Here is a 25,402-nt window from a genome sequence, read left to right as displayed (position 1 = left end):
GTGTCTGGTCCCGGTGCTAGGCCCCGGTGCGGACGTTGGAGCTGACCAGCGCGGCCAGCCGGTCGCCCACGGCGTAGGTCGCGCCGGGCGAGGCGTGGTCGCGGGTGGCCAGGTCGAAGGCCACCGACGCCTCGATGCGCCGGGCCGCCTCGTGCTCGCCGAGGTGGTCCAGCATCAGGGCGACCGACAGCACGGCCGCCGTCGGGTCGGCGACGCCCTGGCCCGCGATGTCCGGCGCGCTGCCGTGCACCGGCTCGAACATGCTCGGGTTGCGGCGGGTGACGTCCAGGTTGCCGCTGGCGGCCAGGCCGATGCCACCGGTCACGGCCGCCGCCAGGTCGGTGAGGATGTCGCCGAACAGGTTGTCGGTGACGATCACGTCGTACCGGGCCGGGTCGGTGACCAGGTGGATCGTCGCCGCGTCCACGTGCTGGTAGGCGACGGTCACGTCCGGGTGCTGCAGCGAGACCTCCTCGACCACCCGCGACCACAGCGAGCCCGCGTGGGTCAGGACGTTGGTCTTGTGCACCAGCGTCAGGTGCCGGCGCGGGCGGCCCGCCGCGCGCGCGAACGCGTCGCGGACCACCCGCTCCACGCCGAAGCTGGTGTTGATGCTGACCTCGGTCGCGATCTCGTGCGGGGTGTCCTTGCGCAGCAGGCCGCCGTTGCCCGCGTACAGGCCCTCGGTGCCCTCCCGCACGACCACCATGTCGATCTCCGGCGGGTCGGCGATCGGGCTGCGCACGCCGGGGTAGAGCCGGGCCGGGCGCAGGTTGACGTGGTGGTCCAGTTCGAACCGCAGGCGGAGCAGGAGACCGCGTTCCAGGATGCCGCTGGGGACCGACGGGTCGCCCACGGCGCCGAGCAGGATGGCGTCGTGCTGGCGCAGCTCGCCCAGCACGGATTCCGGCAACAACTCACCTGTGGCGTGCCAGCGCGCCGCGCCGAGGTCGTAGCGGGTGATCTCAGCCGCTGGAACGACCTCACCGAGCACCTTCAGGGCCTCGGCGACGACCTCGGGCCCGATCCCGTCTCCTGGGATCACTGCGAGCCGCATCCACACACCTCCCAGGTATCAGTCCCATTGCTCGGGACTAGTTTCCTTTGCGAAAGGCTACCGGTCGCAGACCCGTTCGCCGCACTCGGAACACACTTCAGTGGCCATATCTCCCGGACTGCGGGACACCCGAACGGTTCAGTGCCGCCGAATGGCCGTCACCCGATGCGCTTAAACGGCTCTGGCCGGCCGGGGCAACCCCCGACCGGCCAGAGTGGCGTACGGCGTCCGACCGCCCGGAGCGGGTCAGCCGGCCGCGCGGTTGCCCCCGTTCGCCTTCACCTTGACCACGTCCGCCCGGTCGCCCGAGGCGTTGTGGTGGTGCAGCACCAGCAGGCTGTCCGAGCCGTCGGCGGCCAGGGCCGCGGCGTCCCGGTTGACCACCAGCGCGGTGCCCGGCCGCGCCCGGTAGGACAGCGCGGCGTCGCCGCCGCCCTGCACCCACAGGCCCGGCTTGAGCGGGTCGAACGACGACGGGGTGTCGATCGAGTCGATCAGGCCGTTCGACGCGCCCGGCGCGACGTAGAAGCCGGCCACGCCGGTCGTGTACGAGATCCGCGCGGTGTCGGCCGCCGGGTCGATGCCCAGCGCGGTCAGCAGCACCGGCAGGACCACCACGTTGGTGTCGAACACGTTGGTGTCCACGTCGCCGAACTGGCCGTTGACCGCCTGGATGTCGACGGTCTCGCCGGTGCGCAGGTCCTGCGTCACGGCGACCAGCAGGTCGGTGTCGGTGAGCTTGTTGGCGTAGACCTCGAAGTCGGGCACGCCGTCACCGGTGGTGTCGACGTCGACGAACGGGATCGTGTTGTTGCCCAGGTTGTACCAGTTGCCCCAGGTCGCGATGCCGAACGCCAGCAGCGCGTCCTGCGGCGTGCCCTGCGCCTTGGCCAGCGGCGCGGTGGACGTGACGCCGACGTGGCGCAGGTCGCCGCCCTTGGCGGTGTCGTTGAGCGTGCAGTTCGTCGTCACGTTGCGGCGGCACTCCCGCAGCTTCGGCGAGGACTTCTGCAGCTCCAGCACGCTGACCAGCGACTTGTAGGCGCCCTGGTCGACGCCGCGGCCGGTGAGGTTGAGCACCGACTGCGCCGCGCCGCCCCGGAAGGTCACGCGGTCCGGGGTGTTGATGTCCGCCGCCGGCTTGGGCGCCGAGTAGACGGGCACCCGCAGCGCGACCGAGGAGCCGTTCCGGGGCGTGAACACGACCCGGCCCGACGCGTCGGCCAGGAACTGGCGCGGCACGTCCAGGTGCAGCGGCGCCACCGTCGGGTCGACGGTCTTGCGCAGCTCGGCCGGGTTGTCGATCCTCAGCGTGACCTTGACCCGCGCGATGCCGCGCGGGCTGAGGCGGACGGAGCCCTGCGACAGCTCGTAGCGCACGCCCGGGATGCCGGTCAGCTGCTCGTAGCCGACGGTGTAGTCGACCCACTTGGTGGACTTGTTGACCACCTTGATGGTCTTGGTCAGCGACACCGGCTTGGTCACCTCGACCACGCCGAAGGTCGCGCTGACCGCGCCCGGGTCGTCCTGCACGTAGGCGAGCACCTGGTTGTCCAGGGCCGCCTTGCCGTCGATGCGGCCGGCGCCGACCCGGTTGGGCGCGTAGGTCTTGCCGTCGGCCTTCACGTCGGCGGACGCGCTGTTCATGATCGCGGCCTTGACCTCCTCCGGCGTCCAGTCCGGGTGGGCCTGGCGGACCAGCGCGGCGATGCCCGAGGTGTGCGGGGCGGCCATCGAGGTGCCGCTGTTGACCAGCGCCTTGTTGCCCGAGCCGACCTGCGCCGAGGCGATCGTGTCGCCCGGCGCCGCGATGTCCGGCTTCACGGCCGGGCCGCGCACGCCGCGCGAGGTGAACGAGCTGGGCGTGTCGGTGATCGCCTGGTCGTAGGTGGGCAGCGCGGTGCGCAGGTCGCCCGCGAGGCGGACGGTCAGCGCGCCGGTGGCCAGCGCCGGGCGCAGGGAGGCGGTCGCGCCGCCGGTCAGCTGGATGACCGGGATGGCGGCGTTGCCCGCGATGCCCGCGCTGAAGTTCTCCAGCGTGGAGGTGAACACCGCGCCGACCGCGCCGGCGGCGGTCACGTTGTTCGCCCGCGCGCCGGAGCCGCAGCGCCGGCTGGCGTCGTTGTCGTCCCACTCCAGCCAGGCGATCTTCCCGGCGACGGCGGCCTGGTCGGCGGCCGACAGCGGCAGGCAGCCGTCCTTGTTGCCGGCGTCGCCGAGGGGGACGACCGCGCCGGTGACGGACTTGCCCTCGTAGTCGTAGTTCTGGCTGTACTGGCCGGGCTTGCGGCCCGCGGCGCCCGCCGGGGCGGTGACCTCGGCCGCGTCGCGCAGCACGTAGGCGTCGCGGGTGGACGCCACGGTCAGCGCCTCGGGGGTGCTGCCCGGCGAGCCGCCGACGTCGTAGAGGTCGCCGCCGTTGCCCGCGGAGAACACCGTCACCACGCCGGAGGCGTTGAGCTTGCGCACGAACAGCGAGTCGGGGTCGTCCGGCGCGCCGTAGTCGGAGCCCAGCGACAGGTTGACCACGTCGAGGTGGTCGGAGAAGTCGCCGTCGCCGTCGGGGTCGAGCGACCAGTCCAGCGCCTGCGCGGTGACGTTGGTCGAGCCCTCGCAGCCGAACACCTTCAGGGCGTAGAGCAGGGCCTTGGGCGCGGTGCCGGGGCCGACGCGCAGGGCGTCGAGCGCCTCGGGGGTGAGCTTGGCGTAGTCGCCCCTGAAGGTCGAGCCGTCGGCGTTGACGCCGAAGCCCGCCGCGGTGCCGGCGACGTGCGTGCCGTGACCGTTGCAGTCGATCGGGTTCGGGTCGGGCTTGGGGGTGTTGACCGCCGGGTCGGTGGAGGCGCCGTCGTAGGCGTTGCCCACGAAGTCGTAGCCGCCGACGACCTTGGCGGTCGGGAAGTACGAGGCGTCGACCTTGGTCTCGTCGATCGCCTTGAACGCCTCGACCGTGCCCGGACCGGCGAAGTCGGCGTGGGTGTAGTCGATGCCCGTGTCGATGATGCCGACGCGGGTGTCCTCGCCGAGCCGGCCGTACTGCTGCCACGCCTTGAGCGTGTTGGTCAGCTGCACGGCGGACGAGTTCTGCCGGACCTTCGGCACCACGGTGCGCACGGACTTGACGTCCCCGCGCTGCGCCAGCTCCCGCACCTTCGCGGCGTCGGCCGTGACGACCACGCCGGGCACGCCGTTGGCGGTGCGGTAGACCTCCTTGGTGGAGGCGTCCTTGCCCTTCAGGTCCGTCACCACGGAGTCGACGACCTTGGCGGTGTCGTTCTTCGTGGCCTTGGCGGCCTCCTTGGCCTGCTGCTTGGAGGCGCCCTGGCCGGTCTTCTCGGTGTAGGTGTCGACGGCCGGCTTGGCCTCCAACTCCACGAACGCGGTGACCTTGCCCCGGGCCGCCGACAGGCGCTTGCCCACCTTCAACTTCAGTCCGCCGGCGTCCAGTCCGCGCGCGGCTGCGACGGACGGCGCCAGTTGATCCTCCGCGGCCAGCGCGGTGCCGGCGGTCGAGCCGGCGACGAGGATCGCGGCCAACACCGGTACCGCTGATCTGGCGACAACGCGAGATCGGCTCACAACGTGCCCCAACCGAGGTCTGGTACGACCCCGCGGGCAGCCTCGCACGTGTCCGGTAGGGAGGGGAGCCGCTCGCGTGGTGCCGTGCCCTCTACGGCACCGGGTCGACCTCGTGGGTGGAACCTAATCCGTCCACCGAGCCGATCAATTAGTCCGAACGAGTGACGACACCCACAGATTTCACCGTTCAACGGTGAACGGTATCGCTGGCGCTACCTGCGGCGATGTCACGGGGATGAGGTCCGCGCCGGCTTCCCCCGGTCGGGGGAAACGCCGGCGCGCGGCCGGGTGGCCCGGCCGCGCGCCGCGAACGTCGCCCCTCAGCCGAAGTCGACCGCGCGCACCGTGCGGGCGCCGACGGCCGCGCCGATCGGGTCCAGCACGGCGGTGTCCACCGGGCGGTCGACGCGCAGCAGCATGAAGGCGTCCGCGCCGTCCTTGGTCTGGCTGATCTGCGCGGCCTCCACGTTCACGCCGGCCTCGCCGAGCAGCGTGCCCACCGTGCCCATCACGCCGGGGCGGTCGGGGTAGTCCAGCAGCAGCACGTTGCCCTCGGCGCGCAGGTCGAAGCCGCGGCCGTTGACGCCCACCAGCTTCTCCACCTGGTCCAGGCCCGTGAGGGTGCCCGAGACGGTGATGACCGCGCCGTCGGCCTGCACCGCGCGCACCGTGACCAGGCTGCGGTGGTTGGCGCTCTCCGGCTCCTTGGTCAGGTCGACCGAGACGCCGAGGCTGGCCGCGAGGCTCGGCGCGTTGACGAAGGTGACCTGCTCCTCGACCACGCTGGAGAACACGCCGCGCAGCGCCGCCAGCGGCAGCACCGCCACGTCCTCGGTGGACAGCTCGCCGCGCACCTCGACGGTGACGCTCGTCGGGGCCTTCGCCGACAGCGCCGCGACGACCGTGCCGAGCTTGTGCACCAGCGGCAGGTACGGGCGGACCTCCTCGCCGACCACGCCGCCGCCCTGCACGTTCACCGCGTCCGGCACGAACTCGCCCTGCAGCGCCAGCAGCACCGACCTGGCCACGTCGGTGCCCGCGCGGTCCTGCGCCTCCGCGGTGGAGGCGCCCAGGTGCGGGGTGACCACGACGTTGGGCAGGCCGAACAGCGGGCTCTCGGTGGTGGGCTCGGTGCTGAACACGTCGATGCCCGCGCCGCCGACCCGGCCCTCCTTCACCGCCTCGGCCAGCGCCTCCTCGTCGACCAGGCCGCCGCGCGCGGCGTTGACGATGATCACGCCGGGCTTGACCTTGGCCAGCTGCTCGGCGCCGATCAGGCCCTTGGTCTCCGGGGTCTTCGGCAGGTGGATCGAGATGGCGTCCGCGCGCTCCAGCAGCTCGTCCAGCGACACCAGCTCGATGCCGAGCTGGGCGGCGCGCTGCTGGCTCACGTACGGGTCGTAGGCGATCAGCGTGGTGCCGAAGGCGGCGAGGCGGGCGGCGAACAGCTGGCCGATCTTGCCCAGGCCCACGACGCCGACGGTCTTGCCGTTGATCTCGACGCCGTTGAACCTGCTGCGCTTCCACTCGTGGTTCTGGAGGGTGGCGTGCGCGGCGGGGATCTGGCGGGCCGTGGCGAGCAGCAGCGCGACGGCGTGCTCGGCGGCGCTGACGATGTTGGACGTCGGCGCGTTGACCACCATGACACCGCGCTCGGTGGCCGCCGGGACCTCCACGTTGTCCAGGCCGACGCCCGCGCGGGCCACGACCTTGAGCTTCGTGGTGGCGGCGAAGACCTCCCGGTCCACCTTGGTCGCGGAGCGGACCAGCAGCGCGTCCGCGTCGGCCACGGCTTCGAGCAGCGCGGGGCGGTCGGTGCCGTCCACGTGGCGCACCTCGATGCCCTCGCCGAAGACGTCGAGAACGGACGGGGCTAGCTTCTCGGCGATCAGGACAACGGGCTTGGTCACGGACGTGCTCCCGGGTGTGCGAGGAGGGTGGGGAGCGCGGGGCCGCCTGAGCGAGTCGATACCCGCGCCGGCCGGCCACGGCAGTGTGTCCGGGTTGTGGACGAGCATAGCCGGCGCGGCGGCGCTTCCCGACACCCGGGTGCGTTGTCCCACCTGCTGGTTTCCGGTACGCGTGTCCTGCGCCCCCGGGCGGGTGACGGCCCCGCGCGGGCGGCCGGACGGCGGATCGGCGGCGGGCGGACGGCGGGTCGCCGCGCAGGCGGGCCCCGGCGCCGCCGGGGGTGCGTCACGGCCCGGCCGGGCGCGGCCGGACCGCGGGCGACGCCTACCAGGGCTCGTCGAACTCCCCGTCCTTGACGCCCAGGATGAACGCCTCCCACTCGGCCGGCGTGAAGACGAGCACCGGACCCTCGGGGTGGGCGGAGTTGCGCATCGCCGTGTACGTCACGCCGTCGGTGTGCTCGACGAACGCGATCTCGACGTGCTCCTCCTCGTCCTCCGCGCCCTCGTCGCTGCGGATCCACCGGGCGCCGGTGAGGTCGAGGTTGCCCCGCACGTGGGCCTTGTCGTCGTAGATCGGCGCGCTGTCGCTCATGCCGCCTAGGTATACCGGAGCCCGCGGCGCCGGTGGCACCGCGGGCTCCGTCCCGGGAAAGGGGTTCAGGCGGTCTCGGTGATCGGCCGGTCGACCCACGACATGAGGCCGCGCAGCTTCTTGCCGACCTCCTCGATCGGGTGCTGCTCGCCCTCCTGCTGCAACTTCTTGTAGTTGCCGCGGCCGGCGTCGTCCTCGTTCACCCATTCGGTGGCGAAGGTGCCGTCCTGGATCTCGCCGAGGATCTTGCGCATCTCCTCCTTGACCGCGGGCGTGACGACGCGCGGGCCGCGGGTGAGGTCGCCGTACTCGGCGGTGTCCGAAATGGAGTACCGCATCCGCGCGATGCCGCCCTCGTACATGAGGTCCACGATCAGCTTCAGCTCGTGCAGGCACTCGAAGTAGGCCACCTCGGGCGCGTAGCCGGCCTCGGTCAGCACCTCGAAGCCCGCCTGCACCAGCGCCGACGCGCCACCGCACAGCACCGCCTGCTCGCCGAACAGGTCGGTCTCGGTCTCCTCCTTGAACGTCGTCTTGATGACGCCCGCGCGCGTGCCGCCGATGCCCTTGGCGTAGGACAGGGCGAGCGCCTGGGCGTTGCCGGACGCGTCCTGCTCGACCGCGATCAGCGCGGGCACGCCCTTGCCGTCCACGAACTGCCGCCGCACGAGGTGGCCGGGGCCCTTCGGCGCGACCATCGCCACGTCCACGTTGGACGGGACCTCGATCAGGCCGTAGCGGATGTTGAAGCCGTGGCCGAAGAAGACCGCGTCGCCGTCGGCGAGGTTCGGCGCGATGTCCTGCGCGTAGATGTGCCGCTGCGCGGTGTCCGGCGCCAGGATCATGATCAGGTCGGCCTCGGCGGAGACCTCGGCGGGCGTGCCGACCGGCAGGCCCTCCTCCTCGGCCTTGGCCCGGGACTTCGAGCCCTCGGGCAGGCCGATCCGGACGTCGACGCCGGAGTCGCGCAGGCTCAGCGCGTGGGCGTGGCCCTGGCTGCCGTAGCCGATGACCGCGACCTTGCGCCCCTGGATGATGCTCAGGTCGGCATCGTCGTCGTAGAAGATCTCGACGCTCACTGGTGGTACTTCCCTTCCTAGTGTCGATCGACGCCGGCCTGCGGTGGGCGGGCGCTCACTCGAACGGATCTCAGCGCACCGCGGTCGCGGTGATGGAGCGGGCGCCGCGGCCGATGGCGACCATGCCCGACTGGACGATCTCGCGCAGCCCGTAGGGCTCCAGCATCCGCAGCAGCGCGTCGAGCTTCTCGGACGTGCCGGTGGCCTCGACGGTGACCGCCTCCGGCGACACGTCGACGACCTTCGCGCGGAACAGCTGCACCGTCTCCAGGACCTGGCTGCGGACGGTCGCGTCGGCGCGCACCTTGACCAGCAGCAGCTGGCGCTGCACGGACGCGGTGGTCTCCAGCTCCACGATCTTGATGATGTTGACGAGCTTGTTGAGCTGCTTGGTGACCTGCTCCAGCGGCAGCTCCTCCACTGACACCACGATCGTCATGCGGGAGATGTCGGGGTGCTCGGTGCGGCCGACGGCGAGCGACTCGATGTTGAAGCCGCGGCGGGAGAACAGGCCCGCCACCCGCGCGAGGACGCCGGGCTTGTCCTCGACCAGAACGCTCAGGGTGTGCCTCGTCATCTCACTCGTCCTCGTCGAACAGCGGGCGGATGCCGCGGGCGGCCATGATCTCGCTGTTGCCGGTGCCCGCCGCGACCATGGGCCAGACCTGGGCGTCCTTGCCGACCACGAAGTCGATCACGACCGGGCGATCGTTGATCTCCATCGCCTTCTTGACCACCGCGTCGACCTCCTCCTTCGACTCCGCGCGCAGCCCGGCGCAGCCCAGCGCCTCGGCCAGCAGCACGAAGTCCGGGATGCGGTGCTTGTGCGTGCCCAGGTCGGTGTTGGAGTAGCGCTCGCCGTAGAACAGGGTCTGCCACTGGCGGACCATGCCCAGGTTGCCGTTGTTGATGACGGCGACCTTGATCGGGATGTTCTCGATGGCGCAGGTGGCCAGCTCCTGGTTGGTCATCTGGAAGCAGCCGTCGCCGTCGATCGCCCACACCTGGGCCTCCGGCACGCCCGCCTTGGCGCCCATCGCCGCCGGCACCGCGTAGCCCATGGTGCCCAGGCCGCCGGAGTTGATCCAGGTCCGCGGCGACTCGTAGCCGACGAACTGCGCGGCCCACATCTGGTGCTGCCCGACGCCCGCCGTGAACAGGGTGCCCGCCGGGGTCAGCGCGCCGATGCGCTCGATGACGTACTGCGGGGACAGCGTGCCGTCCTCCGGCCAGTCGTAGCCCAGCGGGAACGTCGTCCGCAGCGCGTCCAGCTGCTCCCACCACCCGGTCAGGTCGGTGGTGCGGACCTCCCGCTCGACCCGGACCGCCTCGATCAGCTCGGCGATGATCTCCTTGCAGTCGCCGACGATCGGCACGTCCGCGCGCCGGTTCTTGGAGATCTCCGCCGGGTCGATGTCGGCGTGCACGACCTGCGCGTCCGGCGCGAACGTCGACAGCTGCCCGGTGACCCGGTCGTCGAACCGCGCGCCCAAGGCGACCAGCAGGTCCGACTTCTGCATGGCGGCGACCGCGGAGACCGTGCCGTGCATCCCCGGCATCCCCAGGTGCTGGCGGTGCGAGTCGGGGAACGCGCCGCGCGCCATCAGCGTCGTGACGACCGGGATGTTCGTCTCCTCGGCCAGCCGCAGCAGCTCCGGCGACGCGTCGGCCTTGATGACGCCGCCGCCGACGTAGAGCACGGGCCGCTTGGCCGCGGCGATCAGCTTCGCCGCCTCGCGCACCTGCTTGCCGTGCGGGCGGGTGGTCGGCCGGTAGCCGGGCAGGCGCAGCTCCGGCGGCCAGGAGAACGAGGTCGTCTCCTGCAGCACGTCCTTGGGGATGTCGACCAGGACCGGGCCGGGGCGGCCGGTGGACGCCAGGTGGAACGCCTCGGCGATCGCGCGCGGGATGTCGGCGGCGTCGGTGACCAGGAAGTTGTGCTTGGTGATCGGCATGGTGATGCCGCAGATGTCGGCTTCCTGGAACGCGTCGGTGCCGATCAGCGGCCGGGACTGCTGGCCGGTGATGGCGACCACCGGCACCGAGTCCATGTTCGCGTCGGCCAGCGGGGTGACCAGGTTCGTCGCGCCGGGGCCGGAGGTCGCCATGCACACGCCGACCCGCCCGGTGGCCTGCGCGTACCCGGTGGCGGCGTGGCCGGCGCCCTGCTCGTGGCGGACGAGGACGTGGCGCACCTTGGTGGAGTCCAGGAGCGGGTCGTACGCGGGCAGGATCGTGCCGCCGGGGATGCCGAAGACCACCTCGCAGCCGACCGCCTCCAGCGAGCGGACGAGGGACTGGGCGCCGGTCACGCGGACGGGGGCGCCGCTCGGCGGGGCCGGTTTCGGCCGCGGTCCAGGGCGGGGCGACGGTGGCTCGCCGGGAGCCTGTCGCGAGGTTGCGCTGGTCATTGTCTGCCTCGTGGGTAATGGAGGATGCACGGTCCGGGCACGAAAAAACCCTCGCCAACCCGAACGGGTGGGACGAGGGTCGCGCGTCGACGCAAGCTCGATAAGCCTAGGCGGCGACGCGCCTGGGAAGTACGAGAACGAGGTTGCGCTGCATGGCGGTGACGTTAACCGTCAACCGCGACGGGCGTCAACTGTGCGGGACAGCACTCCCGGATCGTGGACACCCGGCACGGGTGGACCGGGGCTGCCATCACCCCTCCGGAGGAGCGGTGGCAGCATCCCGTGATGTGGACAAGCTCGTGTTCCGGATCCCCGCGCCCGCCCTGCTCGCGGCGGGCTGCCTCCTGATCTGCGTGACCCCGGTCGCGTGGGCCGCGCCCGGCCTCCAGGCGCTCTACCTGCTGCCCCTGGGGTTCGCGTGGTGGGTGCTGCGGAACCGGACCACGGTGGACGCGACGCGCCTGGTGGCGCGCGGCACGTTCTCCAAGCGGGTGCTGGCGTGGGACGACGTGACGGCCATCAAGGTCGTGCCGAAGGGCTGGCTGAGCGCCGTGCTGGGGGACCGGTCGCAGGTCCGGCTGCCCGCCGTGCGGGCGGGCCACCTGCCCGCGCTGGCCGCGGTGAGCGGTGGCCGCTTCCGCGACCCGACCGCGCGGCCCGACACCGACGAACCCGGCGCCGGCGAACCCGCCCCCGCCGGACCGGCCCCCGACGCCGGGCCCGCGGACGTCGCCGCGCCCGCCGCACCCGCGGCCTTGGAGCCCGGCACCGCCGGGCCCGCGCCCGCCGACCCCGGCAAGCCCGACCCCGGCAAGCCCGACCCCGGCAGGACCGGCTCGGCCGGGGCGGAACCCGGCAGGACCGGTCCCGAACGGGCGGGGGACGGGCCGGCCGGTGACGGGCCGCAGGCGGACGGGAACGCCGCGCGACCGCACGGCGAGCCCTGACCCGGACGCGACACCGACCTACGTAAAATGCGGTGAGTGACGTCGAACACGCAGGTGCGCTGGGTCGCACCGGTCAGCCTCGTCCTGTCCCTGGCCGGTCTGGCCGTGTCGGCCTACATGACCGCGGCGCACTTCTCGGCCGACGTCCTGCTGTGCGCCGAGGGCGAGGTCGTCGACTGCGGCACCGTGACCACCAGTGAGCAGTCGGAGCTGTTCGGCATCCCGGTCGCCGTGCTGGGCCTGCTGTTCTTCGCGTTCCTGACGGCGCTGTGCCTGCCCGCGGCGTGGCGGGACCGGCGGCTGCGCTGGGTGCGGCTCGGGTCCGTCGCCGTGGGCGTGCTGTTCGTGGTCTACCTGGTCGCGGCCGAGGTCGTGCTGATCGGCAAGGTCTGCCTGTGGTGCACCGCCGTGCACGTCGTCACACTCGCGCTCGCCGGTGTGCTGGTCACGGCGGAGCTGCGGCGGGAGTAGCCTCAGGGCACCGCTCCCGGACTCCGGCGCCCACCCCGCGCCTTTTCGCGACACAGCTTTTGAGCAGACTCTGGAGGAGCCGTGCCACCGCTCCGTTCCCGCACCACGACCCACGGCCGCAACGCCGCCGGCGCCCGCGCGCTGTGGCGCGCCACCGGCATGACCGACAGCGATTTCGGCAAGCCGATCGTGGCCATCGCCAACTCGTACACGCAGTTCGTGCCGGGGCACGTGCACCTGCGCGACCTCGGCGACATCGTGGCCGAAGCGGTGCGCGAGGCGGGCGGCGTGCCGCGCGAGTTCCACACCATCGCGGTGGACGACGGCATCGCCATGGGCCACAGCGGGATGCTCTACTCCCTGCCGTCGCGCGAGATCATCGCCGACTCGGTCGAGTACATGGTGAACGCGCACCAGGCCGACGCGATCGTGTGCATCTCCAACTGCGACAAGATCACGCCGGGGATGCTGAACGCGGCGATGCGCCTGAACATCCCGGTCGTGTTCGTGTCCGGCGGTCCGATGGAGGCGGGCAAGGCCGTCGTCGTCGACGGGGTCGCGGTCGCGCCGACGGACCTGATCACGGCGATCGCGGCCTCGGCGTCCCCGGAGGTGGACGACGAGGGCCTGACGGCGGTCGAGCGCTCGGCCTGCCCCACGTGCGGCTCGTGCTCGGGCATGTTCACGGCCAACTCGATGAACTGCCTGACCGAGGCGCTGGGCCTGGCCCTGCCCGGCAACGGCTCCACCCTGGCCACGCACGAGGCCCGGCGCGCGCTGTTCGCCGAGGCCGGCCGGACGGTGGTCGAGCTGTGCCGCCGCTACTACGGCGAGGACGACGAGTCCGCGCTGCCGCGCTCGATCGCGTCCCGGGCGGCGTTCGAGAACGCGATGGCGCTGGACATGGCGATGGGCGGCTCGACCAACACCGTCCTGCACATCCTCGCCGCCGCGCGCGAGGGCGGGATCGACTTCACGCTGGCCGACGTCGACGCGCTGAGCAGGCGGGTGCCGTGCCTGTCGAAGGTGTCGCCGAACTCGGACTACCACATGGAGGACGTCCACCGGGCGGGCGGCATCCCGGCGCTGCTGGGCGAGCTGTGGCGGGCGGGGCTGCTGGACGAGTCGGTGCACTCGGTGCACTCCCCCGACCTGGCGTCGTGGCTGTCGAAGTGGGACGTGCGGGCCGCGTCCCCGTCCGCGGAGGCCGTGGAGCTGTTCCACGCGGCCCCCGGCGGCGTGCGCACCACCCGCGCGTTCTCCACCGCCAACCGCTGGTCGAAGCTGGACACGGACGCGGCGGGCGGCTGCATCCGGGACGTGGCGCACGCGTACACGAAGGACGGCGGGCTGGCCGTGCTGCGCGGCAACCTGGCCGAGGACGGCGCGGTCATCAAGGCGGCGGGCGTCGACGAGGACCTGTGGCGCTTCGAGGGCCCGGCGCGGGTCGTGGAGTCCCAGGAGCAGGCGGTGTCGGTGATCCTGAACAAGGAGATCCAGCCGGGTGACGTCCTGGTGGTCCGCTACGAGGGGCCGGCGGGCGGGCCGGGGATGCAGGAGATGCTGCACCCGACCGCGTTCCTCAAGGGCGCCGGGCTGGGCAAGAAGTGCGCCCTGATCACCGACGGCAGGTTCTCGGGCGGGACGTCGGGCCTGTCGATCGGCCACGTGTCGCCGGAGGCGGCGGGTGGCGGGGTGATCGGCCTGGTGGAGGACGGCGACCGGATCCTGATCGACGTGCACGCCCGGAAGCTGGAGCTGCAGGTGCCGGACGAGGTGCTGGCGGAGCGGCGGGCGAAGGTGGAGGCGTCGGAGCGCCCGTGGCAGCCCGTCGACCGCGTGCGCCCGGTGACGGCGGCGCTGCGGGCTTACGCCCTGCTGACGACGGACGCGTCGAAGGGAGCGGTGCGCGACGTGAACCGGTGACCCCGCGGACGGGGGGCGGCACGGCGGTGCGGCGTGCGGGCCTCCCCGGCCGCCCGGCCCGCGGCGGGAACGGGGCGGCCTGGTCGCGGGCAGCCCGCTCGCCGGCGCCCCGTCGGTCGCAACCGCTTGCGCGGTGGGCGGGCGCGGGGCGGCGCGGTCAGTCGTGGAACACCAGCAGGGTCGTGGTGGCCGCGCCGGCGGCCAGGAGGAGGCAGAGGACGCCGGCCGGCAGCGGGTGGCGGAACCAGCCGCGGTTGCGGTCGAGCGCTGCGCGGCCCGGGCCGGTGAACAGGAGCGCGAAGGCCATGGCCGCGTAGGCGACCTCCTGCTCGACGCCCTCCGGGGTCAGGAAGTGGCGGACGCCTTCGGCCGGGAACGGGTCGGCGCCGTACTTCTGGGCGATGGCGTTGGCCACCACGCCCAGGACGGCCGCCGCGGCCAGCGGGGTGAACAGGCCCAGGACGAGGAGGCCGCCGCCGACCAGTTCGGCGATGCCGGCCACCCACGCGAGGATCCGCTCCTGCCGGTAGCCGAGGTCGGCGAGGTTGCCCGCGAACGCGTCCACGCCCACCCCGCCGAACAGGCCGAAGAGGTTCTGCAGGCCGTGGCCGAGGAACGCCCCGCCCAGCGCCAGGCGCAGCACCAGCAGCCCGAGGTCGGCGCTGCCCGTCCACCTGGGCGGTTCGCGGCCGTCCTCGGCGCGGTGGGCCGGCCTGCCCGGCGGGGTGGACGTGTCGATCGGGGTGTAGCCGGCGGCGTCCGGTGTGTAGCCCGGCGGGGTGTAGCCGGCCGTGTCGAAGGCAGCCGTGTCGAAGGCAGCGGTGTCGCCCGTCGCCCGGGTGTCGTCGAAGTGGTGCGCCCCTCCGCCCGCGCCGCTCGTCGGACCCTGGTGGAGACCTTCGTCGGAGTAGCCGCCCGAGGGCTTCCGGGCGTCGTCGTGAGTAGCCACGCACCCGCACGTTAGGAGGTTCGGGGGATGTCCGCGAGCGTCCGTTGCGCCTCCTGGGCTAACCCGGAAGGGCTAATCGAAGGCGGGCCGGCCGCGGGGGCCGGGATCAGTAGGCGCCGCGCACCAGGTTCCGCGGCTCCTCCCCGCGGGCGAACCGCTCCACCTCCGACGCGACCACGGCGTAGGCGCGCTCCGCGTGGCCGGTGCAGGAGCCGGCCACGTGCGGCGTCAGGAACAGGCCCGGTGCGGTCCACAGCGGGTGGTCGGCGGGCAGCGGCTCCGGGTCGGTCACGTCCAGCGCCGCCCGCAGCCGCCCGGACACCAGCTCGGCCACCAGGGCGTCGGTGTCCACCACCGGCCCGCGCGCCGCGTTGACCAGGATCGCCCCGTCCTTCATCCGGGCCAGGAGCGCGGCGTCCACCAGCCCCGCGGTCTCCTCGGTCAGCGGCACGACCAGCAGCACCGCGTCGAACCGGCCGACCAGCTCCGGCAGCTCGGCCACCCCGTGCACGCCGTCCCGCGCGGTGCGGCCGACCATCGTCGCGGTCGCGCCGAAGGGCTCCAGCCGCCGCCGGAACTGCTCGCCGAGGTCGCCCGCCCCGACGACGAGCACCTCCTTGTCCTGCAACGTCTCCGTCAGGTGGTAGTCCCACCGCCGCTCCTGCCGCGCCCGCTCGAACACCGGGAAGTCGCGGTAGACCGCCAGCAGCGCCCCGATCGCCCACTCGGCGGTGCTGCCGCCGTGCGCGCCGCGGCCCGTGGACAGCGCCACCCCGTCGGGCAGGGTCCCGATGAACCGCTCCGCCCCCGCGCTCAGCAACTGCACCAGGCGCAACTTAGGCAGCCGCCCGAAGAACTCGCGCGGGTCGGTGTCCTGGAGGAACTTCGGCACGAGGACCTCGGCGTGCGCGGCCTCGGGCGGCAGCTCGGCGCCCGCCGAGTACCGGACCGGGCGCACACCCTCCACAGCGGACAGCACGCGGAGGCCGAGGTCGTCGGGGACCAACACGGTAAGCGTCACACCCGCACGCTACGGCACACTGTCGGCCATGCGGGAACATGTCGTGTTCTCCGACGACGGCACCCGGATCGGGGCGTGGCGCACCGACGTGGACGGTCCGGACGTGCTGCTGAGCCCCGGGCTGGGCGCCGCGCCGACCGCGTGGCCGGTGCTGCGGGTCGCGCGCGTCCACGGCTGGCGCCACCGCGGTACGCCGGGTTCGCACCGCCCGGCCGACCCGGCGCGGATCGGGTTGCGGGACCACGTCGCCGACGCGGTGGCCGTGCTGGACGCGGGCGGTGTCGAGCGGTGCGTGGTGGTGGGCTGGGCGATGGGCGTCACGGTGGCCGCCGCGCTGGCGCTGCGCCACCCCGACCGGGTGTCGGGGCTGATGCTCGTGGCGGGCGCGCCGGGTGACCCGTTCGCGGGCGTCCTCGGCCTGCCGGGCGTGCCGGAGGACGTGCGCAGGCTGGTCGGGGTGGCGTCGGCGAAGGCCCTGCGGCGCGTGGGCCCGCTGCTGGGCGCCGTGCTGCACCGGGTGCCGGCGCCGGGCGGGCCGTGGCCGGTGGTGGAGTCGTTGCGGCGGTTCCTGGAGCACGACTGGGGCTGGTACTTCACGCTGGCGCTCGCGCTGGGGAGCGCGCCGAGGCTGGACCTGACCGGCGTGACGTGCCCCACGACGGTGCTGGCCGGCCGGTACGACTGGCTGGCGGCGCCGGACAGCGTGGTCGGCCCGGTGGCGGGGCTGCCGCAGGCCCGGGTCCGGGTGCTGCCGAACACGCACTTCCTGCCGCTGGAGGCCCCGGGGGTGGTGGTGGACGAGCTGGTGCTGCTGCTGGACCGCGCGGCGGCGGTGGACCGGGCGGTGGACCGGGCGCTGGAGGAGGCCCGCGGCCCGGCCGCGGGGCGGGGCGCGCCCGACCTGCTCACCTCACGTTCACGACCGCGCGCCTAGCCTTGGCGACCGTGTCACGTCTCCGTGGGGTGCTGGTCGGCTGCGCCGTCGGCCTGCTGGCCGCCGGTTGCGCGAGCTTCCCCGAGCAGCCGGCCCCGACCGGGTGGAGCCCCGCGCCGCAGCTCACGCCGCAGGCCGGGCCCGAGCCCGAGCTGCCCGGCCAGCTGCCGGGCAGCCCCGGCCAGGGCCGGCCGGGGCAGCAGACCCCCGTGCCGCCGCCGCAGGGCTGCAAGGACTTCAACCCGGCGGTCGTCGGCACGTGCCTGTCACCCGTGTCGGCGGTGGCGCTGACGGACGTGAACCAGACGACGGGCGCGGTGACGGCGCTGGCGACCGAGCGCGCCACGGGTCGGCTGGTGCGGGTCACCAAGGACGTGGAGCCGGTGGTGCTGCACGCGTTCGAGGTGGACGCGTCGTCCGACGGCGGGCTGACCGGGTTGACGCTGTCGCCGACCTACCCGGAGGACCAGCTCGTCTACGTGTACCTGACGACGCCGACCGACAACCGCGTGCTGCGGATCGCGCCCGGTGACGTGCCCAAGCCCGTGCTGACCGGCATCCCGAGGGGCCCGTCGGGCAACCGGGGCGTGCTGGCCCACGACCGGACCGGCGCGCTGCTGGTGGCCACCGGCGACGCGGGCGACCCGGCGTCGGCCGCCGACCCGGCGTCGCTGGCCGGGAAGGTGCTGCGGATCGACGGGTCGGGGCAGCCGGCGCGCGGCAACCCGACGGAGGGCTCGCGGGTGCTGGCGTCGGGCCTGCGGTCGCCGGGCGGGCTGTGCGTGTCCGGGGACGGCTCGAAGACGTGGGTGACCGACGCGGGCGCGGCCGGCGACCTGCTGTACCGGGTGGAGGCGGGCAGGCCGCTGGGCGACCCGGCGTGGTCGTGGCCGGACAAGCCGGGGGTGAGCGGCTGCGCGGCGCTGTCGAACGCGGTCTGGCTGGGCACGTCGAGGGCGCCGGGCACGCTGGTGCTGCCGATGAACCCGGATGGCGGCTTCACCGGCAAGCCGGAGCCTTACCTGGACGAGGAGGGCGGCTACGGGCGGATCGGCGCGATGGTGGCGATCGACGACAACGCCGCGCTGGTGGGCACGGTCAACAAGGACGCCGGCGGCGCCCCGGTGTCCAGCGACGACCGGGTGGCCGTCGTCGTCCGCCAGTCCGGCTCGGAGAACGGCCGGGACTGACCGCGCCGCCGGTCCACCGCCCCTCCCGCGAGGGATGGGCGGGGTCGGCCTCAGCCCGAGCCCAGGCAGACGAAGGGGCGGCGCAGGGGGTCCACCGCCACCGCCTCGGCCAGGGCCACCGCGGGGGAGGCGCCGGCGGCCAGGTTGTGGTGGAAGTCGGCCATCGCCTCGGCGGAGGGCTTGTCGCCCACCCGGCTCGACGCGGCGATGACCGTCCGCGCGCCGCCCGCCAGCAGGGCGCCGGCGAAGCCCAGCGGCTCGTCGCCGGGCCGCACGCGGTTGAGGGCCAGTTCGCACGCCGCCAGCACCACGCGGCGCGGCGGGCGGCGGACCCGGCCCACCTCGTGGGCGAACAGGGCGCCGTCGACCAGCTCCAGCCGGGAGAACAGGGCGTTCTCCGGTTCGTGCTCGCCGTGCGCCGCGATGTGGGCGAGGTCCACCCCGTCCAGCGAGTCGAGCACCGAGCCGACCTTGGCGTCGGCCACGCCCAGCAGCTTGGCGTCGCGGTGGTAGCCCGCCAGGCGGTCGATCTCGCCCTGCGCCGCCTGCAGGCCCGGCCCCCGGACCAGCAGGACGCCGGAGGTCTGCTCGCCGTCGGCCCGGGTGGTGGACAGCCACGAGGTCGCCGACGGCACCGCCACCGTCGGGCGGTTCGCGCACGTGGGCAGGACGCCCCACGGCACCACGTGCAGCGCCCCGGTCGGCACCACCACCAGCTCCCGCTGCCCGATCAGCCCCGCCAGGGGTCGCAGGAGCAGGCGGTCCAGGTTCTCGGCCTCCCGGCGGGCCGACGCCGCGATGACCTCCGCCAGCGGCGGCGGCAGGTGGTCGGGCGCCAGGGCGTTGAGGTCGGCGTGCAGGCGGCGGGCGCGCTCGGTCGCCTCCTCGGCCGACCCGAGGCGGCGCATCCGGACCCGCCCGCCGGCCAGGACGACGGCCACCAGCTCGTCGCCGCACGCCGCGAAGCTCACCAGGGCCCGGTCGCCGAGCCGGGCCACCACCTCGTCGGCGGTGGCCACCGGGCGGGGCCTGCCCCACGGGCTCTCGCTCCACCCCAGGCGCATGGCCTCCCGCTGGCCGGCCGCCAGCCGGTCCTCCAGCTGCCCGGTGGCCAGGCCGTCCAGCCGGGCGCGCAGCAGGGCGCGGCTGAGCCGGCGGACCTCGGCGATCCGCTCGCTCAGCGCCGAGTCCACTGTGGACTCGACCGGGTCGTAGCGGTAGAGCTGGGCGCGGGTGCGCTCCAGCCAGGTGAACAGGCGGCGGGCCGTCGCGGCCGAGTCGCCGCCGCGCAGCACCAGCCGCACGGCCAGGTCGCCCAGCTCGCGACCGTGCAGCGCGGTGCCGGAGACCAGTTCGAGGCCGCCCATCCGGTCGCGCAGCCGGCCCAGCTCGGCCAGCCCCGCCTTCGCCTGGGCCAGCGCCACCCGCCGGTTGCCGCGCGCCAGCGCGAGTTCCGCCCGGCACAGGCGCAGCAGCATCCGGTGGTCGATGGGGGCGAAGCGCCGGGCGCCCGCCACGCCGCGCAGCAGGTCGGCGGCGCTGTCGAGGTTGCCGTGCCGCACCTCCATGCGCGCGGCCAGCACGGTGGCCACGGTGGCCTGGTCGGGCAGCCGCAGCGCGTCGAGCCGGGCCGCGAGCTCCAGGGCGCGGCGCAGGACCGCCGGTGACGAGCGGCGGGACTCGATGGCCCGCAGCACGTCCACGCGCAGTTCGATCAGGCCCGCGACGGCCGCCCACGCGGGGCTGCCGCGGCGCACGAGCCGGCGCTGCGCGGACCTGGCCATGCGGCGGGCGGTCGCCAGGTCGCCGTCGGCCAGGGCCGCCGCGCCCCGGTACAGCTCGGCTTCGGCGACGTCCTGGCCGATGCGCTGGCGGCGCAGCTCGGGCAGCACCTCGTCGAGCAGCCGGCCCGCCTCGTCGGCCAGCCCGACGCTGATCATCGCCTCGGCCTGGTCGATGCCCAGGCGCAGCAGCAGCCCGGGTTCCAGCTCGCGGAAGGCGCGGTTGGCCTCCTGGTAGCGGCGCAGGGCCTGCGGGATGTCGCCGGCCAGGCGCAGCACGTTGCCCAGCGCGTGGGTGGCGATCGCGGCGCGCAGCGGCAGGTCGTGCTCGGCGGCCAGCTCGACGGCGCGGTCGAGGTCGCGCACCGCCTCGGCGATGCGGTGGACCTCGCCGTAGGCGTTGCCGCGGTTGGTGAGCGTGGTGACCAGGGACTGGACGACGGCGGTGGGGTCGTCGGCGGCGGCCAGCAGGCGTTCGTGGTGGGCGACGTCGAGGTCGACGTAGGCGATGCCCTCCTCGATGCGCCCCACGCGGAACAGCAGGACGCCCTGGACGCCGTTGACGAGGCTGGTCAGCTCGTCGCGCAGCGCGCCACCGGGCAGGTCCGCGAGCAGGTCGCGGGCGGTCGCGAGCCGGGTCAGGCCCGCTTCCAGGCCCTCGGTCTCGGCGTGGCAGAACGACAGGGTGATCAGCAGCCTGATGCGGACCTCCAGCCGGCCCACCGGGTCCGGGCCGCCGGCGGCCCCGTCGAGCAGGGCGAGCCCCCGGCGCAGGATGCGGGTGGCGGTCAGGTAGCGGTTCGCGGAAGCGGATGCCTTGCCCTTGCGGTGCAGTTCGCGGGCATCCCCCACGGGGTCGGCGGTCGCCAGAGGCACCCTCATATGAGAGCACAGGCGAGCCGGTCGCACTGCCACCCGTCCGGCTGGCAGCGCGACCGGCTCGGCGCCGGCCCCACCGCTGGTCCCCGCGGCGAGGAGTTCCCCGCGGCGGGGAATTCCCTCGCGGTGACCGGTTCTTCGCGGCGACTGGTCCTTCGCGGCGACTGGTCCTTCGCGGCGACTGGTCCTTCGCGGCGACTAGTTCTTCGCGGCGACGGCTCCCGCGGCGGCGATCGCCTCCGGGGCGGAGTGCGACTGGTAAGGACCGCCGGTCGGGGTCAACGGTTGCGTCTTGCCCGGGTCCGGCTCGTGCGGCTGGTACGGGCCGCCGTCCGGGTCGTCGGGGTCGCCGCCGGGCATGCTGTGCGTCTGGTACGGACCCCCCTCGGGCACCGAACCGCCGCCGCCCTTCCGCTCACCGCCGATCGACACCCGCAGCGCGACACCGGCGGTGTCGGTCGCCTCGGCGACGGCGTCGCCGATGGCGTCGATCTCCTCGACGAGCTTGGGATCGGTTTCAGCAGACATGCGTTGTCCTCCCCTACAACGAACCCCGCGGCGAGGCGGGGGTGCACGGCTGGTGCGGTTGATCGTCCGGCCGGCCCCCCGGCCCCACCGAACGGCTCAAGCCTTACACAGATGGACGCATCTGTGCGGGGTAAATTCACCCAGAGCAACCACTCCGCGGTCAGCGAGGCACTTTGACCTGGGCCGAGCCGTCTTTTAGGGCGACGTTACCACCCGTTTGGGTGAACGACTTAACACAGCGCAGGCGCGGCGGAGACCGCAAGAAGGGGATGACCCGACCGACCGGTCGGGTGGAATGGGCGCCCGCGGCGCAGCCTCCGCCGCGGGCGCGACACCGGCCCGGCGGCACCGCGCCCCACCGGGGAGCGCCGCGCGGCAGGCGGGGTGCGCGCGGCCGGGCGGGTGGGGGTCACGGCAGGCCCGGACGCGCGACGGGCCCGGCCGAGTGGCCGGGCCCGTCGCGGACTTGCGCGGTGCGCCCCGGACGACCGCGCGGGCCGTGCGCGGGGCTGCGCTCGGGACTACGAGCAGCGGGCGATCACCAGGTCGCGCACCTTCTTCGCGTCCGCCTGCCCCTTCGTCGCCTTCATGACCGCGCCGACGATCGCGCCCGCCGCCGCCACCTTGCCGTCGCGGATCTTGGCCGCCACGTCGGGCTGCGCCGCCAGCGCCTCGTCCACCGCCTTCTCCAGCGCCGAGTCGTCGGAGACGACCTTCAGGCCGCGGGCCTCGACGACGGCCTCCGGCTCGCCCTCGCCCGCCAGCACGCCGGTCACGACCTCGCGGGCCAGCTTGTTGGTCAGCTCGCCCGCGTTGACCAGGGCGATGATCCGCGCGATCTGCGCCGGGGTGACGGCCAGCTCGCCCAGCTCCACGCCCCGCGCGTTGGCCTCCTTGGTCAGGTAGGCCACCCACCAGGAACGGGCCTCGGCCGGGGTCGCGCCGGCCTCCACCGTGGCCGCCACGAGGTCCACCGCGCCGGCGTTGACCAGGTCGCGCAGCTCCGCGTCGGTCAGGTCCCACTCCCGCCGGACCCGCTTGCGGCGCTCCCACGGCAGCTCCGGCAGGGTGCCGCGCAGCTGCTCCACCCAGTCCCGGGACGGCGCGACGGGCACCAGGTCGGGCTCCGGGAAGTACCGGTAGTCCTCCGCGGTCTCCTTGGTGCGGCCGGAGGACGTGCCGCCGGTCGACTCGTCGAAGTGGCGCGTCTCCTGGGTGACCGCGCCGCCGGCGGCGAGCACCGCCGCCTGCCGGGTCATCTCGAACCGCACCGCCCGCTCGACGCTGCGCAGCGAGTTGACGTTCTTGGTCTCGGTGCGGGTGCCGAACGCGGTGGCGCCCTTGGGCATCAGCGACACGTTCGCGTCGCAGCGCAGCGAGCCCTGGTCCATCCGGACGTCGGACACGTCCAGCGCCTTGAGCAGGTCGCGCAGCGCCGTCACGTAGGCGCGGGCCACCTCCGGGGCGCGCGCGCCGGTGCCGGTGATCGGCTTGGTGACGATCTCGATCAGCGGCACGCCCGCCCGGTTGTAGTCCAGCAGCGAGTGCTCGGCGCCGTGGATGCGGCCGGTCGCGCCGCCGACGTGCAGCGACTTGCCGGTGTCCTCCTCCATGTGGGCGCGCTCGATCTCCACGCGCACCACCTCGCCGTCGTCCAGCTCGACGTCGAGCCACCCGTCGAACGCGATCGGCTCGTCGTACTGGGAGGTCTGGAAGTTCTTCGGCATGTCCGGGTAGAAGTAGTTCTTCCGGGCGAACCGGCACCACTCGGCGATCGAGCAGTTGAGCGCCAGCCCGATGCGGATCGCCGACTCCACCGCCTTGCCGTTGACCACCGGCAGCGAGCCCGGCAGGCCCAGGCAGGTGGGGCAGACGTGCGAGTTGGGCTCGCCGCCGAACCGGTTGGCGCACCCGCAGAACATCTTCGTGGCCGTGTGCAGCTCGACGTGCACCTCCAGGCCCAGCACCGGGTCGAACCGCTCCAGGACCTCGGTGTAGTCCATCAGCTCGTCCACGGAGGTCATGCCGCACCGCCCTTCCGGAGCCCGCGCACGGCCAGCGCCGCGCCGGTGACCGCGACCAGGATGCTCGCGACCGCGTTGACGAGCGCCAGCCCGTCCTTCTTGCCGCGGGCCGACTTCAGCGTGGAGAACGCGCTGGTCGCCGCGCCGACCGCGCCCACGAGGGCCAACACCGCGCGTGCCGTCCTCATCGCGCACCCGCCAGGACCGGGACGTCCGCGATGACCGTGCCGCGGGTCGCCTCGTAGGCCGCCGCGACCCGGTACAGGCGGTGCTCCTGCAGCGCCGGGGCCATGAGCTGCAACCCGACCGGCAGGCCGTCCTCGTCGGACAGTCCGCTCGGGACGCTCATGGCGGGCATCCCCGCCATGCTCGCCGGGACGGTGCACAGGTCCGCCTTGTACATGGCCAGCGGGTCGTCGGTGCGCTCGCCGAGGCGGAACGCCGTGGTCGGCGTCGTCGGCGAGACCAGCACGTCGACCCGTTCGAACGCCTGCTGGAAGTCGCGCTTGATCAGCGTCCGGACCTTCTGCGCCGAGCCGTAGTAGGCGTCGTAGTAGCCCGACGACAGCGCGTAGGTGCCGATCATGATGCGCCGCTTGACCTCCGGGCCGAAGCAGCGGTCGCGGGTGATGGCCATGACCTCCTCGGCGCTGCGGGTGCCGTCGTCGCCGTGGCGGGCGCCGTAGCGCATGGCGTCGAAGCGGGCCAGGTTCGACGACGCCTCGCTGGGCGCGATCAGGTAGTAGGCCGACAGGGCGTGGTCGAAGCTGGGGCACGACACCTCGACGACCTCCGCGCCCAACTGCTCGAGGTGCGCCACAGCCGCCTCGAACGAGCGCAGCACGCCCGGCTGGTAGCCGTCGCCACCCAGCTGGGAGACCACGCCGACCCGCACGCCGGCCAGGTCGCCGGACGCGCCCTCGCGGGCAGCCGCGACGACCGGCGGGACGGGGGCGTCGATGGAGGTGGAGTCCAGCGGGTCGTGGCCCGCGATGACCTCGTGCAGCAGCGCCGCGTCCAGGACCGTGCGGGCGCACGGCCCGGCCTGGTCCAGCGACGAGGAGAACGCCACCAGCCCGTAGCGGGACACGCCGCCGTAGGTGGGCTTCACGCCGACCGTGCCGGTGACGGCGGCGGGCTGGCGGATGGAGCCGCCGGTGTCCGTGCCGATCGCCAGCGGCGCCTCGAACGCGGCCAGCGCGGCCGACGAGCCGCCGCCCGAGCCGCCGGGCACGCGGTCCAGGTCCCACGGGTTGCGGGTCGGGCCGTAGGCCGAGTTCTCGGTGGAGGAGCCCATCGCGAACTCGTCCATGTTGGTCTTGCCCAGGATCACGACGCCGGCCTCGCGCAGCCTGCGGGTGACCGTGGCGTCGTAGGGCGGCACCCAGCCGGCGAGCATCTTCGACCCGCACGTGGTCGGCACGCCCTCGGTGGTCAGCACGTCCTTGAGCGCCAGCGGGACGCCGGCCAGCGGCCCGACGGCCCGGCCGGCGGCGATCTCCTCGTCGACCGCGCGGGCCGCCGCGAGCGCGCCCTCGGCGTCGACGTGCAGGAACGCGTGCACCGAGCCGTCGACCTCGCCGATCCGGTCGAGGTGGGCCTGCGCGACCTCTGCGGCGGAGACCTCGCGGCGCGCGATCTTCGCGGCCAGTTCGCCCGCGGTGTCGCGGATCAGTTCGCTCATGATTCCGCCTCCGCGGTGAGAAGGGCGTCGGCGCTCATGCTTCCTCGCCCAGGATCCGGGGGACGCGGAAGCGGCCCTCCTCGGCGGCGGGGGCGCCCGCCAGCGCCCGCTGCTGACCGAGGCTGGGGCGCACCACGTCCTCGCGGAACACGTTGGTCAGCGGGACGGCGTGCGAAGTGGGCGGGATGTCCGCGGTGGCGATGTCGCCCACCGCGGCCACCGACTGGAGGATCACGTCCAGCTGGCCGGCGAACAGGTCCAGCTCGTCGTCGGTGACGTCGAGCCTGGCCAGGCGGGCCAGGTGGGCGACCTCGTCGCGGGAGATGCTCGGCACCTCGTCAACCCCCGTGGGTCGTTTTCTCGGAATTCGGACCCGCCGAGTCTATTGGCCGGTCGGGGCGCGTCTTGACGGGGTTGGGCCCGAGGTGGGGCGCGCC

General features: G+C 73.8%; 20 protein-coding genes. 5 read left to right on the top strand and 15 right to left on the bottom strand.

All coding sequences use genetic code 11. The features are described 5' to 3' along the window. Nucleotides 1–16: 16 nt before the first annotated feature. From JOE68_RS20715 to JOE68_RS20685, 7 genes are all read right to left on the bottom strand, one after another. A complete protein-coding gene (locus JOE68_RS20715) occupies nt 17–1,057 on the bottom strand; it encodes a 3-isopropylmalate dehydrogenase (RefSeq protein WP_204843950.1) in 1,041 nt (346 codons plus the stop codon). A 246-nt stretch (nt 1,058–1,303) separates the two neighbouring features. Continuing rightward, nucleotides 1,304–4,636 (bottom strand): S8 family serine peptidase, encoded by a 3,333-nt coding sequence (locus JOE68_RS20710; protein ID WP_204843949.1) that lies wholly within the window; start codon nt 4,634–4,636, stop codon nt 1,304–1,306. A gap of 320 nt (nt 4,637–4,956) precedes the next feature. Further along, the gene (gene serA / locus JOE68_RS20705; RefSeq protein WP_204843948.1) at nt 4,957–6,546 is read right to left on the bottom strand and encodes a phosphoglycerate dehydrogenase; all 1,590 of its coding nucleotides are present in this window, start codon (nt 6,544–6,546) and stop codon (nt 4,957–4,959) included. A gap of 325 nt (nt 6,547–6,871) precedes the next feature. Beyond that, nucleotides 6,872–7,141 carry a DUF397 domain-containing protein gene (locus tag JOE68_RS20700; RefSeq protein ID WP_204843947.1) on the bottom strand — a complete coding sequence of 90 codons (270 nt, stop codon included), beginning with the start codon at nt 7,139–7,141 and terminating at the stop codon, nt 6,872–6,874. A gap of 65 nt (nt 7,142–7,206) precedes the next feature. Beyond that, nucleotides 7,207–8,220 carry a ketol-acid reductoisomerase gene (ilvC, locus tag JOE68_RS20695; protein ID WP_204843946.1) on the bottom strand — a complete coding sequence of 338 codons (1,014 nt, stop codon included), beginning with the start codon at nt 8,218–8,220 and terminating at the stop codon, nt 7,207–7,209. Between the two features lie 70 nt (nt 8,221–8,290). Continuing rightward, nucleotides 8,291–8,797 (bottom strand): acetolactate synthase small subunit, encoded by a 507-nt coding sequence (ilvN, locus tag JOE68_RS20690; RefSeq protein WP_204843945.1) that lies wholly within the window; start codon nt 8,795–8,797, stop codon nt 8,291–8,293. A 1-nt stretch (nt 8,798) separates the two neighbouring features. Beyond that, entirely contained in the window at nt 8,799–10,631 is a 1,833-nt protein-coding gene (locus JOE68_RS20685) for an acetolactate synthase large subunit (RefSeq protein ID WP_204843944.1), read from the bottom strand. 269 nt (nt 10,632–10,900) lie between these two features. On the opposite strand from JOE68_RS20685, the gene JOE68_RS31920 reads away from it, so the two are divergent. The 3 genes from JOE68_RS31920 (at nt 10,901) to ilvD (ending at nt 13,975) form a co-directional block, all read left to right on the top strand. Beyond that, entirely contained in the window at nt 10,901–11,578 is a 678-nt protein-coding gene (locus JOE68_RS31920) for a PH domain-containing protein (protein WP_204843943.1), read from the top strand. Between the two features lie 36 nt (nt 11,579–11,614). Continuing rightward, nucleotides 11,615–12,049 (top strand): vitamin K epoxide reductase family protein, encoded by a 435-nt coding sequence (locus tag JOE68_RS20675; RefSeq protein ID WP_204843942.1) that lies wholly within the window; start codon nt 11,615–11,617, stop codon nt 12,047–12,049. An 81-nt stretch (nt 12,050–12,130) separates the two neighbouring features. Further along, entirely contained in the window at nt 12,131–13,975 is a 1,845-nt protein-coding gene (ilvD, locus tag JOE68_RS20670) for a dihydroxy-acid dehydratase (RefSeq protein ID WP_204843941.1), read from the top strand. A 157-nt stretch (nt 13,976–14,132) separates the two neighbouring features. Here the strand turns inward: ilvD and JOE68_RS32270 are convergent, their stop codons facing one another. Then, on the bottom strand, nt 14,133–14,924 hold the full coding sequence (locus tag JOE68_RS32270) for a DoxX family protein (protein ID WP_204843940.1): 792 nt from the start codon (nt 14,922–14,924) through the stop codon (nt 14,133–14,135). 106 nt (nt 14,925–15,030) lie between these two features. After that, entirely contained in the window at nt 15,031–15,945 is a 915-nt protein-coding gene (locus tag JOE68_RS20660; RefSeq protein ID WP_204843939.1) for a 2-hydroxyacid dehydrogenase, read from the bottom strand. Between the two features lie 28 nt (nt 15,946–15,973). On the opposite strand from JOE68_RS20660, the gene JOE68_RS31915 reads away from it, so the two are divergent. Both JOE68_RS31915 and JOE68_RS20650 read left to right on the top strand, forming a co-directional pair. Beyond that, nucleotides 15,974–16,879 (top strand): alpha/beta fold hydrolase, encoded by a 906-nt coding sequence (locus tag JOE68_RS31915; protein WP_275584733.1) that lies wholly within the window; start codon nt 15,974–15,976, stop codon nt 16,877–16,879. Between the two features lie 11 nt (nt 16,880–16,890). Next, entirely contained in the window at nt 16,891–18,069 is a 1,179-nt protein-coding gene (locus JOE68_RS20650) for a PQQ-dependent sugar dehydrogenase (protein ID WP_204843938.1), read from the top strand. 50 nt (nt 18,070–18,119) lie between these two features. Here JOE68_RS20650 and JOE68_RS20645 read toward each other — a convergent pair whose 3' ends face one another. The 6 genes from JOE68_RS20645 to gatC all read right to left on the bottom strand — a co-directional run bounded on the left by JOE68_RS20645 (nt 18,120) and on the right by gatC (nt 25,299). Next, nucleotides 18,120–20,732, bottom strand: coding sequence for a CHAT domain-containing protein (locus tag JOE68_RS20645; RefSeq protein ID WP_204843937.1), 2,613 nt, complete (start codon nt 20,730–20,732; stop codon nt 18,120–18,122). A 195-nt stretch (nt 20,733–20,927) separates the two neighbouring features. Further along, nucleotides 20,928–21,257 carry a hypothetical protein gene (locus JOE68_RS20640; RefSeq protein WP_204843936.1) on the bottom strand — a complete coding sequence of 110 codons (330 nt, stop codon included), beginning with the start codon at nt 21,255–21,257 and terminating at the stop codon, nt 20,928–20,930. A 521-nt stretch (nt 21,258–21,778) separates the two neighbouring features. After that, complete coding sequence (gene gatB, locus JOE68_RS20635; RefSeq protein ID WP_204843935.1) at nt 21,779–23,281, bottom strand: Asp-tRNA(Asn)/Glu-tRNA(Gln) amidotransferase subunit GatB; 1,503 nt, start codon at nt 23,279–23,281, stop codon at nt 21,779–21,781. Next, a complete protein-coding gene (locus JOE68_RS20630) occupies nt 23,278–23,469 on the bottom strand; it encodes a hypothetical protein (RefSeq protein WP_204843934.1) in 192 nt (63 codons plus the stop codon). Before JOE68_RS20630 ends, gatB begins: the two co-directional genes overlap by 4 nt. Beyond that, nucleotides 23,466–24,965, bottom strand: a complete 1,500-nt coding sequence (gene gatA, locus JOE68_RS20625; protein WP_204843933.1) for an Asp-tRNA(Asn)/Glu-tRNA(Gln) amidotransferase subunit GatA — start codon at nt 24,963–24,965, stop codon at nt 23,466–23,468. The genes JOE68_RS20630 and gatA overlap by 4 nt, the downstream gene beginning before the upstream one ends. Nucleotides 24,966–24,999: 34 nt before the next feature. After that, nucleotides 25,000–25,299 carry an Asp-tRNA(Asn)/Glu-tRNA(Gln) amidotransferase subunit GatC gene (gatC, locus tag JOE68_RS20620; RefSeq protein ID WP_204843932.1) on the bottom strand — a complete coding sequence of 100 codons (300 nt, stop codon included), beginning with the start codon at nt 25,297–25,299 and terminating at the stop codon, nt 25,000–25,002. Nucleotides 25,300–25,402 lie beyond the last annotated feature (103 nt).

The organism is Saccharothrix algeriensis, assembly GCF_016907655.1.
Lineage (GTDB): Bacteria > Actinomycetota > Actinomycetes > Mycobacteriales > Pseudonocardiaceae > Actinosynnema > Actinosynnema algeriense.
Note: the sequence above shows the minus strand (reverse complement) of the source record. Positions and strands in the feature narration are given on the sequence as shown.